The organism is Actinomadura geliboluensis, assembly GCF_043197915.1.
Classification (GTDB): Bacteria; Actinomycetota; Actinomycetes; order Streptosporangiales; family Streptosporangiaceae; genus Spirillospora; species Spirillospora geliboluensis.
In genome coordinates, this window is record NZ_JBICUA010000007.1 from 89,254 (window position 1) to 105,590 (window position 16,337).

Sequence of the window (16,337 nt, forward strand, 5' to 3'; positions counted from 1 at the left end):
CCCTTTCTGCCCGGACTCCGCCGGGACGCGGACGGCGGCGCACCCCTCATGCGGCCCGCCGGATCCTGGAGAAGATCGGGACGGCGGCCAGGAACACCCAGGTGACCAGCACGAACGGCCAGGTCAGGGTGTGGCCGCCGACCACGTTGAACAGGTTGGTGAGACCGGCGGTCAGGCCCGCCGCGGTCGCCGCCCCGACCACCGCGTAGACCACGCCGGCCGGGCTGAGCACGACGAACGTCCCGGTCAGCGCGATCCCGGTCAGCACCGCGTTGTAGCCGTACAGGCCGGCGCCGAGGTCGGCCGCCTGCGCGCCGAGCCACCAGCCGGTGAGCAGGCCGATCAGGCTGGACACGGCCGCGGCCGCGGCGACCAGCCGGCTCGACACCGCGAGGCCGATCAGGAAGATCAGCCCCACGTACCACTTGTCCTGGAAGAAGACCTGCCCGATCCCGTTGAAGAACCCGTGCCAGAAGTCGGTCCAGGTCATCGCCGTGCCGGGGTCGGCGGCCGACGGCGGGGCGGAGTTGTTGTGCCCGGCCCACACCCGGGCGTAGGACGGCGCGCCGATCGCCATCACCAGGGCCACCACGCAGAACGGCGCGGTGAAGGTGGGCAGTTTGTACGGCGTCAGCACGGAGTTCAGCGCCGCCGTGAGCACGCTGCCCGCGACCGCCCCGCCGACGACCAGCGGGACCGTCGACCAGTCCGTGCCCAGGTAGAGCACCAGCGCGACGCCGATCAGCGTCCCGTTGAAGCCTTCGAGGCCGAGCGAGACGCGGTTCCGGTCGACCCCGAGCAGGTACGCGGTCGCGGTGGCCGTACCGACGCCGAGCAGCGCGAACGCCCCGAACTGCCAGCCGCCGACGAACAGCGCGATGAGAAAGATCAGGCCGGTCCAGACATTGGGCTGGAACTCGACCTGCGCGATGCCCCGCGGGATCGTCAGGAGGGCGTTCCGCGCCCGCTCCGCCGCGGGGGCCGCGTCCTCGCCGTGCTGCTCGCCGGGCGCGTCCTCGGACGGCGGCGATGACGCCATGGATGCTCCTTCGGACGGCCCGGATCCGCGTCGCCCCAACGGCCCGCGTTCAACAACGTGCACGACAACCAGGACGCTTCCCACGTTTCCGCACCGAGAAAAACCGTTGGCGGCAAATCATTGGTCAAGGCATGGAATGTCGAGTTTGCCGGACCGTCCGGACGCGAACCATAAAAGCGGAAGCTCACCCGCCGCGCTCTCGGGTCGAGACGGATCGACGATTGGTTCGCATATGTCGACGGGCCTCAATACGGGGGATTCCGCCTGGCTGATGGTGAGCACCGCGATGGTGCTCCTCATGACTCCCGGCCTCGCCTATTTCTACGGCGGCATGGTCCGCTCGAAGAACATGCTGACGATGCTCTACATGAGCTTCATCTCGATCAGCCTCGTCACGATCCTGTGGTTCCTCTACGGGTACGGGATCGCGTTCGGCGAGGACGCGGGCGGCCTCGGGCTCATCGGCTGGGGCGACTGGCGGCTCGGGCACATCGCCCCCACCGCGCTGCAGGGCGCCATCCCGAAGCAGATCTACGTCTGCTTCCAGCTCACGTTCGCGATCATCACGGTCGCGCTGATCAGCGGCTCGATCGCGGGGCGCGCCCGGTTCGGGCCGTGGGTCCTGTTCGTCATCGTGTGGGTGACCGTGGTCTACCTCCCCATCGCGCACTGGGTCTTCGCCGACTCGGGATGGCTCAGCAAATGGGGCGTCATGGACTTCGCGGGCGGGCTCGTCGTCGAACTGAACTCCGGCATCTCGGGGCTCGCGATGGCGATCGTCCTGGGGCCGGGCATCGCGTTCCGGCGCGGCGAGGGCCCCCGCCCGGGCAACATCCCGTTCGTGCTGCTCGGCCTCGGCCTGCTGTGGTTCGGCTGGTTCGGCTTCAACGCCGGATCGGCGCTGACCGACGGCGCGCTGGCGACCCGGGCCTTCGTCAGCACGATGATCGCGGGCTGCGCCGGGATGCTGGCCTGGCGGACGCTGGAATGGCTCCGCTTCCGGCAGCTGACCAAGCTCGGCTCCACCAGCGGCGCGCTGGCCGGGCTGGTCGCCATCACCCCGTCCTGCGCCTTCGTCAGCGTCGAGGGCGCGTTCGCGGTCGGCGTGCTGGCCGCGCTGGTGTGCAGCTACGCGGTGGAGCTGAAGCTCGTCGCCGGGTACGACGACACCCTCGACGTCGTCGGGATCCACGGCGCCGGCGGGATCGTCGGGGTGGTGGCGCTCGGCTTCCTGTCCACCGGCTGGGAGCGCGGCACGCCGGGGCTGTTCTACGGCGGCCCGGCCTCGGTGCTCGGCAAGCAGGTCGTCGCGGTGCTCGCCGTCGCCGCCTACGCCTTCCTCGCCACCTACCTCATCGGCAAGATCATCGACCGGCTGTTCCGGATGCGGACGACCGAGGAGGAGCAGGCGCGGGGCATGGACGCCGCGTTCGCCGATGACTGACCCCGGCCGGGCGCTCGTCCACGCGCGCGGGCCGTTCTCGGGCCCGCGGCGGCCGAAGCTCCAGCGGCGGCACGGGGAGGGCGACAAGAGCCACCTCACCAGCCCGCAGGGACTGGTCGCGCTGTCGCTGGACGCGCTCAGCTCCGTCGCCTACGGGCCGGAGGCGATCGCGCTGGTGCTGGTCACCGCGGGCCTCACCGAGGTGCGCCGCACCCTTCCGGTGACCCTGGCCATCGTCGCGCTGCTCATCGTGCTGGTGGTGTCGTACCGGCAGGTGATCGCCGTGCACCCCGACGGCGGCGGGTCCTACGCGGTGGCGAAGACGGACATGGGGCCGCGGATGGGCATGCTCGCCGCCGCCGCGCTGATCGTGGACTACGTCCTCACCGTGGCGGTCAGCCTCGCGTCGGGCGCCGCCACCCTCGCCTCGGCGTTCCCGGCGCTGCGCCCGCACACGCTGGCGGTGGCGCTGGCGGTGCTGCTGGTGCTCACGGCGGTGAACCTCTACGGGATCACCGACAGCGCCCGCTTCCTGATGGCGCCGACCCTGCTGTTCATCGCCACCGTCCTCGGCATCATCGTGGTCGGCCTGATCCGGGGGCACCCGGTCGCGTCCGTCGGCGGCGCGGTCCTCCCGCAGCCGCACGAGGCGCTGGGCGCGCTGCTCATCCTCAAGGCGTTCTCGGCCGGATGCGCCGCGCTGACCGGGGTGGAGGCCATCGCCAACGGGGTGCCGATGTTCCGCCGGCCGCGCGTCGCGCGGGCGCAGCGCACCGAGCTGATGCTGGGCGCGCTGCTCGGCGTGATGCTCATCGGGCTGGCGCTGCTGATCCGGCGGGACGTCCTCGCCCCGCGCGCCGGCGTGACGCTGCTCGCCCAGCTCACCGCGGGCGCCTACGGCACCGGCTGGCTCTACCAGGCGGCCGGGCTGATCGTCGCGGTCGCGCTGACGCTCGCCGCCAACACCAGCTTCGGCGGCCTGCCCGTCCTGCTCAGCCTGCTCGCCAAGGACCACAGGCTGCCGCACCTGTTCACGCTGCGCGGCGAGCGGCCGGTGCACCGGTACGGCGTCCTCGCCGTGGCGGCGGCCGCCGCCGTGCTGCTGATCGCCGTGGACGCCCGGACGCACCGGCTGCTCCCGCTGTTCGCGATCGGGGTGTTCACCGGGTTCACCATCAGCCAGGCGGGGCTCGTCCTGCACTGGGCGCGGCTCCGCCCGCCCCAGTGGGCGGGCAAGGCGCTGCTGAACGGCACCGGCGCCGTCCTCACCGCGGTCGCGACCGCGGTCCTGCTCGTCACCAAGTTCGCCGAGGGCGCGTGGGCGGTCGTCGTCGCGGTGCCGCTGCTGATACTGCTGTTCGCGCGGATCCGCCGCTACTACGACCGCGTCGGCGCCGAGCTCCGGCTCGGCCGCGTCCCGGCGCACCGGCCGGACGCGGCCCCCGCCGCGTGGCAGATCATCGTGCCGGTGGACGACATCGGCACGGTGGCGGAACGGGCCCTGAGCACCGCGCTCAGCATCGGCGCCGACGTCGCCGCGGTCGCGGTGCGCACCGGCGAGGAGGACGCCCGCGCCCTCCGGGAGCGGTGGGACCGCTGGGACCCCGGGGTGCGGCTGACCGTCCTCGACAGCCCGCAGGACGCGAGGATCCGCCCCGTCGTCGACCATGTCCGGCGGGTGGCGGCGGACGGCGGCCCGTCCATGGTGCTCATCCCGATCGTCGAGTCGAGCCGGCCCCGGTACCGGTTCCTCTACGACCAGCGGAGCCTGCTCCTCGCGGAGGCGGTGCGCGAGCACGTTCCGGACGTCCCGGTCTGCATGGTCCCGCACCGCGTCACCGGCTGAGCGCCCGCCGGGTCAGGACAGCAGGCGGCGGGCGGCGCGGACGACGGCCTCGTCCACGAGACGGCCGTCGGCGTCGGTGAAGACGGCCGAGCCGGAGGCGAGCGACGCCTCGTAGCCCGCGAGCAGCGCGCGGGCCCGCTCGACCTCCTCCGGCGACGGGGTGAAGACCTCGTCGGCGACCGGCAGCTGGGCGGGATGGATGCAGGCGCGGCCGTGGAAGCCGAGCCGCTTGAGCCGCAGCGTCGTCGCCCGGAAGGCGTCCAGGTCCCGGAACTCGGTGGACACGGGGGCGATGGGCGCGGGCAGGCCGGCGGCGGCGGACGCCGCGACGACCTGGGACCGCGCCCACAGCAGCTCCGACTCGTCCGGCCCCGGCGCGGCGCCGAGATCGGCGGCCAGGTCCGCCTCGCCGAGCTGGAGGCCCGCGACGCGGGGCGCGGACGCGATCTCCCGCGCCGCGAACACCGCCGCCGCCGACTCCAGCAGCGGGACGACCGGCAGCTCGGGCAGGCCCGCGCCGGTGAGGACCGCGTCCAGGGCGCGCAACCCGGCGGCGCTCTCGGTCTTGGCGGCGCACAGGCCGTCCAGCCCCGGCCCGGCGACCGCGCGGGCGTCGGCGAGGCCGTGCTCGCCGGGGTTGATCCGGACGGTCACCGCCGGCCGGTCCGCGGGCAGCGTCCGCAGCCAGGCGGCGACCTCGGCGCGGGTGCGCTCCTTCGCGGCGACCGGCACCGCGTCCTCCAGGTCGACGATCAGCTCGCCCGCGCCGCTGCGCAGGGCCTTCGCGAGACGGTCGGGGCGGTCGCCCGGCACGTACAGCGCGGTGGTCCTCATCCGACGGTCTCCTTGCCCGAGGTCAGGGCCTTGGCGATGACGGTCCGCATGATGTCGTTGGTGCCCTCGCCGATGCTCATCAGCGGCGCGTCCCGGTAAAGGCGCTCGACGGCGAACTCCTTGGAGTAGCCGTACCCGCCGTGGACCTGCATCGAGGCGAGCGCGCACTCCATCGCGGCCTCGCTGGCGAACGTCTTGGCCATCCCCGCCTGCATGTCGACGCGGTCGCCCGCGTCGGCGCGGGACGCGGCCCAGTAGACCAGCAGGCGCGCGGCCTGCACCTTGATCGCCATGTCCGCGAGCTTCAGCTGGACCGCCTGAAAGTCCTGGATGGGCCGGCCGAACGCCTCCCGCTGCGCCGCGTACCGCAGCGCCTCGTCGTAGGCGGCCTGGGCGATGCCGAGCGACCGGGCGGCGACGTTGATGCGGCCGGTCTCCAGCCCGGACAGCACCTGCTGCATGCCGCGCCCCTCGACGCCGCCGAGCAGGTTCGCGGCCGGGACGCGCACGCCGTCGAACACGATCTCGCAGGACTCGGTGCCCTTGTACCCGAGCTTGGGCAGGTCCCGCAGCACCTCGAAGCCGTCCTCCACCAGCAGGACGGACATGCCCCGGTGCGCCGGGGACGCGGCGGGGTCGGTCTTGACCAGGACGGGCAGCGGGCTCGCGTGCCGGGCGTTGGTGATCCACGTCTTGCGCCCGTCGACGACGTAGTGGTCGCCGTCGCGGCGCGCGGTGGTGGCGATGCCCTGCAGGTCGGTGCCGGCGCCCGGCTCGGTGAGGCCGATGCCGGTGCGGCGCCGCCCGGCGGCGAGGTCGGGCAGGAAGCGCTCCCGCTGCTCCGGCGTGCCGTGCCGGGCGATCATCCAGCAGGACAGCGAGTGGCTGCCGAGGATGCCGGCGATGCCCATCCAGCCCTTGGAGATCTCCTCGAAGACCAGGGCGAAGGAGACCATGTCGGCGCCGAGCCCGCCGTACTCCTCCGGGACGGTCAGCCCGAACAGGCCGAGGCCCTTCATCGTCTCGACGATCTCGGCCGGGTACCGGTCGGCCGCCTCCCACTCCTGGACCACGGGGCGGATCTCGCGGTCCACGAAGTCGCGGAGCGTGTCGCGGAAGAGCCGCTGCTCTTCGGTCAGTTCGAAGTCCATCAGGCGTCCTTGGTGAAGATGGGGAGGTTGCGGCCGTCGGGCAGCGGCCGCCAGCCGAGCCGCACCGGCTCGTCGCACGCCCACGGCCCCGGGCCGTCCAAATGGCTGAGGATGATCGGGCCCTCGGCGAGCCGGACCCGCGCGACCGTGTACGGGACCTCGACGTCGGGGGCGGGCGCGCGGTGCACGACGGTGAAGGAGTCGACGGTGCCGCGCCCGGACGCCTCCGCGAACTCCAGCGCCGTGCCGCCGCAGGCCGTGCAGAGTTCGCGCGGGTAGTGCTGGGCGTGCCCGCACGCGCAGCGCTGGACGACCAGGCGCCGCTCGCGGGTCGCGTCCCACCATTCGTCCTCGATCATCGGTCCGCTCCCAGCAGGACGGTGGCGTGGCTGGACAGGATGCCGCCGGTGCCGTGCGCGAGCGCGATCTCGGCGCCGGCGACCTGCCGGTCCCCGCACTCGCCGCGCAGCTGCCGGACGGCCTCGACGAGCAGCAGCAGCCCGTACTGGCCGGGATGGCAGTAGGACAGGCCGCCGCCGTTGGTGTTGAGCGGGAGGCCGCCGCCGGGGCGGATCCGGCCGTCCGCGACGAACCCGGCGGCCTCGCCCGGCGCGCAGAAGCCGAGGCCCTCCAGGGTCAGCAGCACGGTGATGGTGAACGAGTCGTAGACCTCGGCGACGTCGACGTCCGACGGGGTGAGCCCGGCCATCGCGAACGCCCGCCGCCCGGAGTCGAACGAGCCGGGGCGCAGCAGGTCGCCGGCCGAGGTCATGCTGGTGTTGGTCGTCGACTCCCCGTAGCCGAGCACGATCGCCGGGGGCCTGCGCAGGTCGCGGGCCCGCTCCAGGGAGGTGAGCACGACCGCGCCGCCGCCGTCGGTGACCAGGCAGCAGTCGGCGGTGGTCAGCGGCGTGGACACCGGCGGCGCGCCGAGGACGTCCGGCGCGGTCAGCGGGCCCTTGCCGTACCGGAACGCCTGGGGGTTGAGCAGCGCCCATTCGCGGGCGGCGACGGCGACCTCGGCGAGCTGCTCGCGGGTGGCGCCGTAGGCGTGCAGGTACCGCTGCGCCGCCATCGCGTAGTACGAGATTGGGTACAGCGGCGCGTAGGGCGACTCGAACACCGCCTCCGGGGTGTGCGGGTCGAGCACGCCGCCGAGCGACCGGGACCGCGCGGACCGCTGGTTCGACGCGAACGTGATGAGGACCGTGCGGCACTGGCCCGCCTCGATCGCCTGCGCGGCCCGCGCCGCGAACATCTCGAACGCGGACCCGCCGGCGAACGTCGAGTCCGTCCAGGACGGCTCGATCCCCAGGTAGTCGGCGAGCTGGGTGGCGGAGAAGCGGGAGATCCCGGTGGTGGCGATCCCGTCGACGTCGGCGAGCGCGAGGCCCGCGTCGTCCAGCGCCCGGGTGACGGCCTGCGCCTGGAGACCGAGGATCGACTTCCCGGTCACGCCGAGGTCGGACTCGGCCGCGCCCGCGATGGCGACGGTCACGGCGTCCCCCCGCCGAGCCGCGCCCCGCCGAGCCGCACCTGGCAGCCCGCGGGCGCGACCGCGACCCGGCCGTCGTCCACCACCACGACCTGCTGCTCGATGGTCAGCAGGCCGTCCTCCGCGGCGGTGACGGTGCCGGTGCAGCGGACGGTCTCCCCCGCGAACACCAGGTTCTTGAACCGGAAGGACAGCTTCGCCAGCCGGGCGGACGGGCCGAGCCAGTCCTGCACCTGCTCGGCCAGCAGCGCCCCGAACACCTGGCCGTCCACGACGGGCGCGGGCAGCTTGCGCGGCTCAAGGAACGCCGGGTCGTAGTGCATGCGGTGCCAGTCCCAGGTGGCGCCGGCGTAGGCGACCATGCCGGCGAGCTCGATGCGGCGCACCAGCTCCGGCACCGCCTCCCCCGCGGCCGTCATGCGATCTCCACGTAGATCAGGGTCTCCTCGTTGGCGGCGAGCGGCTCGCCGCGCTGGTCGGTGTAGGTCGCGGTGGAGGTGACGATGAGCATCGCCTGCCCGCGCCCGTTGACCCGCTCGGTGATGCCGGTGATCCGCCAGGTGGCCGTGACGACGTCGTCCGGGCGGACGGGCCGGTGGAACTCGTAGGAGTTGCCGCCGCGCACCAGCCGGGTGCCGGGCACGTCCAGGTGCCAGCTGTGCCCGGCGAACCCGTCGTCGTCGCGGCGCAGGCCGGTGTACTGGTTCGTCTCGAAGATGAGCGTCGGCGGGGCGACCACGCCACCGTAGCCGTGCTCGCGGGCGTAGGCGTCGTCGGTGTAGAGCGGGTTGGCGTCGCCGACGGCCTCGGCGAAGTACCGGATCGAGGCGCGTCCCAGCTCCTCGGGCGCGGTGTAGACGACCTCGCGCCCGACGAGCGCCTTCATCTCCTCGGTCAGCAGGCCCATGGTGTGCTCCTTCGAGGCGGGACGACTCCTCGCACGTCCCGGTTCGCTCCGCTCATTTCAGGACCGCCGTGGGCACGACCTCGATGAGGAAGTCGGGGCGCAGCAGCGCCGAGCACACCACCGACGACACCGCGGGTGCGTCCCCGAAGTACTTGCGGCGGATCTCGGCGACCTCGTCGTAGCCGTCCACCGCGGCGGGGGTGATGTACTCGACGAGCCGGACGACGCTCGGGTAGGGAGGACGGTCGCCGAGGCCCGCCTCGCGGAGCGTCGCCGCGATGGACGCGTAGGTGTACTCGGCCTGGGCGAGCAGGTCGCCGTCGAAGATGCCCTTCTGGGTGGCCGGCTCCAGCGCGCCGAAACCCGACATGAACAGCGTGTCGCCGGCCGCGACGCCCGGCTTGTAGGTGAGGGTGTCGTACCTCTTCCAGCCGGGGTTGACGGCGCGCAGCTCCGCCGTGGACGCGATCGCGTCGAGCGACACCATCGCGCCCGGCATGACCGGCTGGTCGACGATGATGCCCGCCGCGCCGGGGAACACCCCGTCGGCGGTGCCGAGCAGCTCCCTGCGCGGGCGGCCGCAGCGCGGGTACTCGGCGCGGGTCGCGGACGCCGTGTAGTCGGTGGTCTGCACGAGCGCGCCGAGCCCGAGCCCGGCGGCCTTCAGCAAATCGGCGGCCTGCTCCAGGCACTGCCGGTACTGGGCGCGGAAGTCGCCGCCGCGCGGGTGGACGCTCGGCAGGTAGACGATGCCGCCCGCGATGCGCAGGGCGCCGCGGTGCAGGCCGTCGTCCGGGGCGGCCTCGACCAGCTCGCCGCCGCCCGGATACGCGGTCAGCTCGACCGACAGGTCCTCGCCGCCGGGCAGGGCCTCCACCGCCACGGTCGCGACCGGGGCGCGGTGCCCGCCGAGCGCGGCGCCGCGGGCGGCCTCCACCTCGGCGTAGGCGCCGAGCGCGGCGGCGGTGGCGTACTCGACGACGTGCACCACGTCGCCCGGCACCGCGCCGGCCTTGCCGAGCTCGGCGAAGGCCCGCTCGTAGGCGCCTTCGATCGTCCCCGCGAAGGCGGGCAGCCGAACAGTCACTCTTCCTCCAGACTGGTGAGCAGCGGCCGGACCGACGGCAGATCGGCCAGGCCGAGGATCAGGTCGGCGCGGTCCGCGGAGCCGAGGTTGGCGACCGCCTTGGCGCGGACGGTCGCGTCGATGCGCGGGTCGTCGGGGCCGCCGCCGCTGCGCGCCACCTCGGCGGTGACGACCTCGCCGCCCGGCGCGACCGCGCGCAGCCGTCCCGGCTGGTCGGCGGCGGCGCCGCCGAACGCGACGACCTCCGTGCGGACGCGGGCGGCGAGCGCGAGCACCTCGGGGCGGTCGATGTCGTCGTAGGTCGCGGCGGTCACCTCGCCGTCCAGCACCATCGCGGCGACGCTCCACGGCAGGCTGAACTTCGCGTCGTAGGGCGTGCGCGGCCGCTCCTTGCCGGGGCCGCAGACGATGGACGCGGCGTCCGGGTGCACCTCGGCGGTGATGCTCTCGACCGCCCTTCCGTGGAGCCGCCGCGCGGCGTCGAGCTGCGCGTGCATGAGCTGGCAGGCGGGATACGGCTTCACGGTGATGCGGGCCAGCTCCCACCGCTCGCCGAGCCCGTCCAGGACGGCGGCGGGCTCGACGCGGCGGCCGAGCAGCGCCCCGTACAGGCCGTACTCGCCCTCCACGACCGAGTCGGGCCCGGTGGCGCCGTGGGAGGCGAGGGTCGCGGCGAGCACTCCCCCGCGCGCGGCGAACCCGGGGTGCAGCTGCTTGGTGGACGCGCCGGTGTTGAGGAACTCCAGCAGCCCGCCCGCCTGGCTGCCCGCGATGCCGAGCGCGTGGACGGCCGTGTCCGGGGGCAGCCCGCGCATCCGGGCCGCGGTGAGCGCCGCCGCGAGCACCCCGCAGGCGGCCGTGGCGTGCAGCCCGCGGGCGTGGAAGCCGTGCGGGGCGGCGGCGCCCAGCCGGCAGACGGCCTCCAGCCCGACGACGGCGCCGAGCAGCAGGTCCGCGCCGGTGCGGCCGAGCGCCTCCGCCTCCGCCAGCGCGACCGGGACGACCGGGGCGCAGGCGTGCACGAGCCCGCCCGCGTGGGTGTCGTCGAAGTCGAGCGCGTGCATCAGGACGCCGTTGGCGAACGCGGCCTCGGCGCGGGTCACCCGGGGCGCGCCGGGCGGCCCGCCGATGACGGTCGCCTCCGCGCGGCCCCCGCCGAGGTCGCGGGCGGTGCGCACGGCGGCGGTCGCGGCCCCGCGCCGGGCGGCGGCGGCCGCGCAGCCGAGACCGTCCAGCACGTGCCGGACGGCGGCGCGGCGCACGGTCTCGGGGACGTCGTCGAGGGTGAGCCCGAGCGCCCAGCCGGCCAGTTCGCGCGCGACCGTCATGCCGGGTCCCGCTCGTCGGCGCCGAACGGGTGGTCGGGGCCGAACGCGCCGGCCTCCGCGAGTTCGGCGACGCGCTCCCCGGTCAGGCCGAGCACCTCGGCGGTGACGTGCGCGAGGTCCTCGCCGCGCTGCGGGGCGCGCCGGTAGGCGGGCGGCTCCGTCCCCGCCCGGACCGGCGAGGCGAGGTTCTGCAGCGTCCCGTAGCGGGGGTGCTCGGTCTCCACCACCAGGCCGCGCGCGGCGGTGTGCTCCTCGGCGAGCGCGGCGGCCACGTCGTTGACCGGCCCGCACGGGATCGCGGCGGCGTACAGCGGCTCCAGCCATTCGGCGACGGTCCGGGCCAGGAACAGCGGTTCGAGGACGCCGAGGAGGTCGGCGGCGTTGCGCTGCCGGTCGGCGAACGTCGCGAAGCGCGGGTCCTCGGCGAGGTCGGGCCGCTCCAGGACGGCGGTGAGGCGCCGCCAGAACTTCTCCTTCGCGCAGCCGACGACGAGCCAGCCGTCCTTGGCGCGGAAGTTCTGGAACGGCACGAGCGACGGGTGCGCCGAGTGCCGGGTGCGGGCCGGGGTGAACCCGGCGTTGAGGTGCCAGACGCCCGGATAGGTGAGCATCGAGATGGCGGTGTCGTAGAGGGAGACGTCGCAGTCCATGCCGACGCCGTCGCGGCGCGCGGCGTGCAGCGCGGCGAGCAGCGACAGCACCGCGACGTAGCCGCCGGAGTAGTCGACGAGGGACAGGCCCGATTTGGCGGGCGGCCCGTCCGGCTCGCCGGTCAGGTCCATCCAGCCGGCGAGGCCCTGCAGGATGTAGTCGTAGCCCGGTTCGTTCGCGCGCGGCCCGGTCATCCCGAACCCGGTGAGCGAGCAGCACACGATGCGCGGGTTGATGTGCTTGAGGTCGTCGTAGGTGATGCGGAGCTTGGCGGGGACGTCGCCGCGCAGGTTGGAGTAGACCGCGTCGGAGACCCGGACCAGCTCCTCGAACACCGTCCGGCCCGCGGCGGTGGACAGGTCCACCGACACCGACCGCTTGTTGCGGTTGAACGCCTCGTGGAACAGCGAGTCCTCGCCCTCCGCGTACGGGGGGACGTAGCGGCCGACGTCGCCGCCGGTCCGGGGGTCCTCGATCTTGATGATCTCGGCGCCGAGGTCGGCGAGGTGCATGGAGCCGAACGGTCCCGCGCCGTACTGCTCCAGCGAGACGATGCGCACGTCCTCCAGCGGCCTCATGTCAGCTCCTTGATCAGGTCGATGATCCGGGCCTGCGCGGTCCGGATCTCCGCGGCGGCGAGCCCGTGGGTGGGCGGCGTCAGCTTGATCGTCGCGGCGTGCCCCGCGTACCCGGCGATGCGCTCGGCGACCTGGTCGGCGGTGCCGGCCAGGGTGAGCGCGTCGACCATCCGGTCCGGCACGGCGGCGGCGAGGTCGTCGGCGCGGGCGCCGGCCCGGAACGCCTCGACCACCGTGTCCTGCTCGGCGGCGAGGTCGTGGAAGGCGAAGAAGTCGGCGTAGGTCCGGACGGAGGCGTAGAACCCGGCGAGCCCGGCGGCGCGGCGCCGCGCCGCCGCCGGGTCGGCGTCGATCGAGCAGGCCGCCGAGACGACCGCGTCCACGCCGGGGCGCAGCAGCGGCAGGGCGCGCTCGCGCAGCCACTCCTGCGAGCACAGCTCGTGCGAGATCCAGCCGTCGGCGACCTCCCCCGCGAGCCGGGTCATCACCGGCCCCATGCCCGCCAGGTAGATCGGGAACGGGACGGCCGGGAACGGGCGCTGGTAGCCGCGCACCCGCAGGCTCTCCAACTCCCCCTCGACGGTCATCGGCTCGCCGGACGCGGCGTGCGCGGCGAAGTGCCGGATGATCCGGACGGTCTCGCGCAGCCGCGCCGCCGGGCGCTCCCAGCGCACCCCGTGCCAGTCCTCGTTGAGCCGCCGCACGCCGCTGCCGAGGCCGAGGACGAACCGCCCGCCGGACAGCTCGGCGAGGTCGAGGGCCTCCAGCGCGGTGGTCATCGGGCTGCGGGTGAAGGCCAGCGCGATCGCGGTGCCGACCTGGGCGCGGGCGGTGCCGGCGGCGACGGCCGCCGCCGACACCGTGGCGCTGCGGTGCAGCTCGGGGACCCACAGGGCCTCGGCCCCGGCCTCCTCGGCGGCGCGCGCGGCGGCGACCATCTCGGCCAGGGTCTCGCCCCACGGCCCGTAGGTGATCCTCATGCCGTGAGCGGGCCGTTCTTGGCCTCGGGGAAGTAGCCCTTGTCGTGCGGGGCGTCGCGCTTGTAGACCATGACGGTCCGCGTCCAGGAGACGACCTCGTCGCCGTCCTGGTTCAGGCCGCGGGTCCGGGCGGTGACGATGCCGGCGTAGGGGCGGGACGCCGACTCGCGCATCTCGGTGATGAGCGACTCGGCGTAGACCGTGTCGCCGACGAACACCGGGTGGGTGAGGCGGATGTCGGTCCAGCCGAGGTTCAGCAGCGCGTTCTGGCTGACGTCGATCACCGACAGGCCGAGGACGAGCGCCACCGTCAGCCCCGAGTTCACGATGATCTTGCCGCTGGGCGAGCGGCCGGCGAAGTCGGCGTTGAAGTGGTTCTGGTTCGTGTTCAGCGTCAGCAGCGTGAACCAGGTGTTGTCGGTCTCGCCGATCGTGCGGCCGAACGGATGACGGAACACGTCGCCGACGGCGAAGTCCTCGTAGTACCGGCCGATCTGGGCCTCATGGACGGTCAACCCGCACCTCCTCGGGGTTTCGCCCCTTCCGGAGGGGCTGACTCCGAACCTAAAGGTCAGACTTTTCTTCCGTCAAGACCCCGACCCCCTTGCATGCCGCTCAATATTCCGCTTAGCGTAACGGCGTTCCGTCAAAAGAGGGAGGTGGGCAGGCCGTGGATCCGACCCCGGAGCCCCCGCGAACCGACTACCGGGCGCTGGCGCTGCAGACCCGGACCGAGGCCGTCAACGGCCTGTCCCCCGGCGAGGCGCGCGACGCCATGGCGGCGTCCATCGCCCGGATCGGCGCCGAGGTCGCCGCCGCCAAGCGCTGGGTCGGCCCCGACCTGCGCCTGGTCGTGCTGCCCGAGTACGTCCTGACCGGCTTCCCGATGGGCGAGCCCGTCGAGCGCTGGCGGGACATGGCCGCGCTCGCCCCGGACGGCCCCGAGTACGCCGCGCTCGCCGCCGTCGCGGCGCGCGAGGGGCTCTTCCTGTCCGGGAACGCCTACGAGAGCGACCCGCACTTCCCCGAGCTGTACTTCCAGGCGTCGTTCGTGATCGACCCGGCCGGCGCCGTGGTGCTGCGCTACCGCCGCCTGCACTCGCTGTACTCGCCGACGCCCTACGACGTGTGGGACCGCTACCTCGACGTCTACGGCATGGACGCGGTGCTCCCCGTGGCCCGGACCGAGATCGGCGCCCTGGCCTGCATCGCCTCGGAGGAGATCCTCTATCCCGAGCTGGCGCGGGCGCTCGCGCTGCGCGGCGCCGAGGTGTTCTGCCACTCGACGTCGGAGGTGACGAGCCCCGCGCTCACCCCGAAGCAGATCGGCCGGCGCGCCCGCGCCGTGGAGAACCTCGCCTACGTGGTCTCGGCCAATAGCGGCGGCCTGCACGGCATCCCGATCCCCGGCGACTCCACGTCCGGCGGCTCCGAGGTCGTCGACTACGAGGGCCGGGTGCTGGCCGAGGCCGGCGGCGGGGAGAGCATCGTCGCCTCCGCCGAGATCGACCTGGCCGCGCTGCGCCGCAACCGCGCCCGCCCCGGCATGGGCAACCTGCCGTCGCGGGTCAAGCCCGCCCTGTGGGCGGACGAGTACGCGCGCCACGACGTCGAGCGCCCGAACGGGCTGGACGGCCGCGCGCCCGACCGGGCCTGGTTCGCCGAGCGGCAGCGGGCCTCGATCGCCCGGCTCGCCGGCCCCCGCAGGAGAGGAAGACCGATGGGAACGATCCGCGAGGAGATGCCGCTGCTGGCCCGGCACGAGGGCAGGTGGCGGGGCACCTACACCTACATCGACGCCGCCGGGACGGTGACCGACCGGCACGAGTCGCTGCTGACGTGCAGCCTCCCCGAGGACGGCGAGTACGACTACCACCAGGTCAACGAGTACACCTGGCCGGACGGACGCACCGAGACCCGGGTCTTCCCGGGCGTCTACCGGGGCGGCGGGCACTGCGCGTTCGACACCGAGCGGCTGCGCGGCGAGTTCTGGGAGCTCGACGAGCGGGTCATCTACCTGAACTGGATCTACAAGGAGGAGGGCGAGGACCTGCGCCTGTTCGAGCTGATCCACCTCAGCGCGGACGGCGGCCACCGCAGCCGCGTGTGGCAGTGGATCAGGGACGGCGCCTGCTACCAGCGGACCCTCATCGACGAGGTCAAGATCGAGTAGGCGGGCCGGGCGCCTCGTTCAGGAGCCGGCGAGGCGGGTGCGGTCGATGGTGGTGTAGGTCTCGCGCAGGTTCTCCAGGTGCGCGTGGCACGCCTCCCGGGCGCCCGCCTCGTCACCGGCCTCGATGCGGTCGAGGATCGCGCGGTGGTCGTGGTCGACCCCGTACCAGAACCGCGTCGGCGCGTTCTCCCGCAGGAACCGCTCGTTGAGCACCCGGAACACCGGCTGGGTGACGACCTCCAGGAACGGGTTGCCCGCCATCTTCAGCAGGACCGCGTGGAAGTGCCGGTTGGGCGCGAAGATCTCCGCCGGGTCGAGCGCGCTCGGGTCGAACAGCGAGCCGCGCAGCTCGGCCCGGCCCTCGTCGGTGCCGCGCACGGCGGCCAGCCCGGCGGCCGGCACCTCCAGCATCTCCCTGATCTCCAGCAGCTGGTCGACCGTGATCTGGGTGTCCAGGGTGAGCAGGTTGAGGCTGGTCGCCAGGTACTCGGTGATCTGGTCGGGCTGCGGGTAGGCCACGAAGCTGCCGCCCGCGACCCCGCGGGTGGTGGTGATCAGGTTCTGGCTGGCCAGCAGCCGGAGCGCCTCGCGGACGGTGCTGCGGCTGACCCCGTGCTCGGCCGACAGCTCCGGCTCGATCGGCAGCCGGTCGCCGGGCCGGAACTCGCCGGCGATGATCCGGTCGCGCAACTGGGCCGCGATCTCGGCGTACGCCGGGACGGGAGCGGGCGGCCGGTCCGATGCTCTCTCGACGGTCACGCGGCCATCGTACGGTAAACGTCAGACTTTCTCGAAGCCAGGCATTGACTCCCCGTGCGCACACC

General features: G+C 73.8%; 16 protein-coding genes. 3 read left to right on the forward strand and 13 right to left on the reverse strand.

The genetic code is table 11. The features are described 5' to 3' along the window. Positions 1–46: 46 nt before the first annotated feature. Positions 47–1,039 carry an urea transporter gene (locus ACGFI1_RS23005; RefSeq protein WP_392787674.1) on the reverse strand — a complete coding sequence of 331 codons (993 nt, stop codon included), beginning with the start codon at positions 1,037–1,039 and terminating at the stop codon, positions 47–49. A gap of 271 nt (positions 1,040–1,310) precedes the next feature. Between ACGFI1_RS23005 and ACGFI1_RS23010 the strand changes: the two genes are divergently transcribed. Beyond that, a complete protein-coding gene (locus tag ACGFI1_RS23010; RefSeq protein ID WP_392787676.1) occupies positions 1,311–2,483 on the forward strand; it encodes an ammonium transporter in 1,173 nt (390 codons plus the stop codon). Further along, positions 2,476–4,329 (forward strand): APC family permease, encoded by a 1,854-nt coding sequence (locus ACGFI1_RS23015; RefSeq protein WP_392787679.1) that lies wholly within the window; start codon positions 2,476–2,478, stop codon positions 4,327–4,329. Before ACGFI1_RS23010 ends, ACGFI1_RS23015 begins: the two co-directional genes overlap by 8 nt. Positions 4,330–4,341: 12 nt before the next feature. Here the strand turns inward: ACGFI1_RS23015 and ACGFI1_RS23020 are convergent, their stop codons facing one another. Genes ACGFI1_RS23020 through ACGFI1_RS23070 form a run of 11 tightly spaced genes read right to left on the reverse strand, consistent with a single transcriptional unit; the run spans position 4,342 to position 13,855 of the window. Next, complete coding sequence (locus ACGFI1_RS23020) at positions 4,342–5,163, reverse strand: HpcH/HpaI aldolase/citrate lyase family protein (protein ID WP_138633011.1); 822 nt, start codon at positions 5,161–5,163, stop codon at positions 4,342–4,344. Further along, positions 5,160–6,314 carry an acyl-CoA dehydrogenase family protein gene (locus ACGFI1_RS23025; protein WP_138633008.1) on the reverse strand — a complete coding sequence of 385 codons (1,155 nt, stop codon included), beginning with the start codon at positions 6,312–6,314 and terminating at the stop codon, positions 5,160–5,162. The genes ACGFI1_RS23020 and ACGFI1_RS23025 overlap by 4 nt, the downstream gene beginning before the upstream one ends. After that, positions 6,314–6,673, reverse strand: coding sequence for a Zn-ribbon domain-containing OB-fold protein (locus ACGFI1_RS23030; RefSeq protein WP_138633005.1), 360 nt, complete (start codon positions 6,671–6,673; stop codon positions 6,314–6,316). The genes ACGFI1_RS23025 and ACGFI1_RS23030 overlap by 1 nt, the downstream gene beginning before the upstream one ends. Continuing rightward, the gene (locus ACGFI1_RS23035) at positions 6,670–7,812 is read right to left on the reverse strand and encodes an acetyl-CoA acetyltransferase (RefSeq protein WP_138633002.1); all 1,143 of its coding nucleotides are present in this window, start codon (positions 7,810–7,812) and stop codon (positions 6,670–6,672) included. Before ACGFI1_RS23035 ends, ACGFI1_RS23030 begins: the two co-directional genes overlap by 4 nt. Then, positions 7,809–8,228, reverse strand: coding sequence for a MaoC/PaaZ C-terminal domain-containing protein (locus ACGFI1_RS23040; RefSeq protein ID WP_392787683.1), 420 nt, complete (start codon positions 8,226–8,228; stop codon positions 7,809–7,811). The genes ACGFI1_RS23035 and ACGFI1_RS23040 overlap by 4 nt, the downstream gene beginning before the upstream one ends. Beyond that, on the reverse strand, positions 8,225–8,716 hold the full coding sequence (locus ACGFI1_RS23045) for an FAS1-like dehydratase domain-containing protein (protein WP_392787686.1): 492 nt from the start codon (positions 8,714–8,716) through the stop codon (positions 8,225–8,227). Before ACGFI1_RS23045 ends, ACGFI1_RS23040 begins: the two co-directional genes overlap by 4 nt. A gap of 52 nt (positions 8,717–8,768) precedes the next feature. Further along, positions 8,769–9,803 carry a RidA family protein gene (locus ACGFI1_RS23050; protein WP_392787689.1) on the reverse strand — a complete coding sequence of 345 codons (1,035 nt, stop codon included), beginning with the start codon at positions 9,801–9,803 and terminating at the stop codon, positions 8,769–8,771. Next, positions 9,800–11,131 (reverse strand): MmgE/PrpD family protein, encoded by a 1,332-nt coding sequence (locus ACGFI1_RS23055; RefSeq protein ID WP_392787692.1) that lies wholly within the window; start codon positions 11,129–11,131, stop codon positions 9,800–9,802. Before ACGFI1_RS23055 ends, ACGFI1_RS23050 begins: the two co-directional genes overlap by 4 nt. Beyond that, complete coding sequence (locus ACGFI1_RS23060; RefSeq protein ID WP_387073281.1) at positions 11,128–12,360, reverse strand: CaiB/BaiF CoA transferase family protein; 1,233 nt, start codon at positions 12,358–12,360, stop codon at positions 11,128–11,130. The genes ACGFI1_RS23055 and ACGFI1_RS23060 overlap by 4 nt, the downstream gene beginning before the upstream one ends. After that, positions 12,357–13,340 carry an LLM class flavin-dependent oxidoreductase gene (locus ACGFI1_RS23065; protein WP_392787695.1) on the reverse strand — a complete coding sequence of 328 codons (984 nt, stop codon included), beginning with the start codon at positions 13,338–13,340 and terminating at the stop codon, positions 12,357–12,359. The genes ACGFI1_RS23060 and ACGFI1_RS23065 overlap by 4 nt, the downstream gene beginning before the upstream one ends. Continuing rightward, positions 13,337–13,855: a MaoC family dehydratase gene (locus ACGFI1_RS23070; protein ID WP_138632988.1), complete on the reverse strand. Its 519-nt coding sequence runs from the start codon at positions 13,853–13,855 to the stop codon at positions 13,337–13,339. Before ACGFI1_RS23070 ends, ACGFI1_RS23065 begins: the two co-directional genes overlap by 4 nt. A gap of 155 nt (positions 13,856–14,010) precedes the next feature. Between ACGFI1_RS23070 and ACGFI1_RS23075 the strand changes: the two genes are divergently transcribed. Further along, a complete protein-coding gene (locus ACGFI1_RS23075; RefSeq protein ID WP_392787698.1) occupies positions 14,011–15,513 on the forward strand; it encodes a nitrilase-related carbon-nitrogen hydrolase in 1,503 nt (500 codons plus the stop codon). Between the two features lie 18 nt (positions 15,514–15,531). Here ACGFI1_RS23075 and ACGFI1_RS23080 read toward each other — a convergent pair whose 3' ends face one another. Continuing rightward, positions 15,532–16,272, reverse strand: coding sequence for a FadR/GntR family transcriptional regulator (locus tag ACGFI1_RS23080; protein ID WP_392787700.1), 741 nt, complete (start codon positions 16,270–16,272; stop codon positions 15,532–15,534). Between the last annotated feature and the right edge of the window lie 65 nt (positions 16,273–16,337).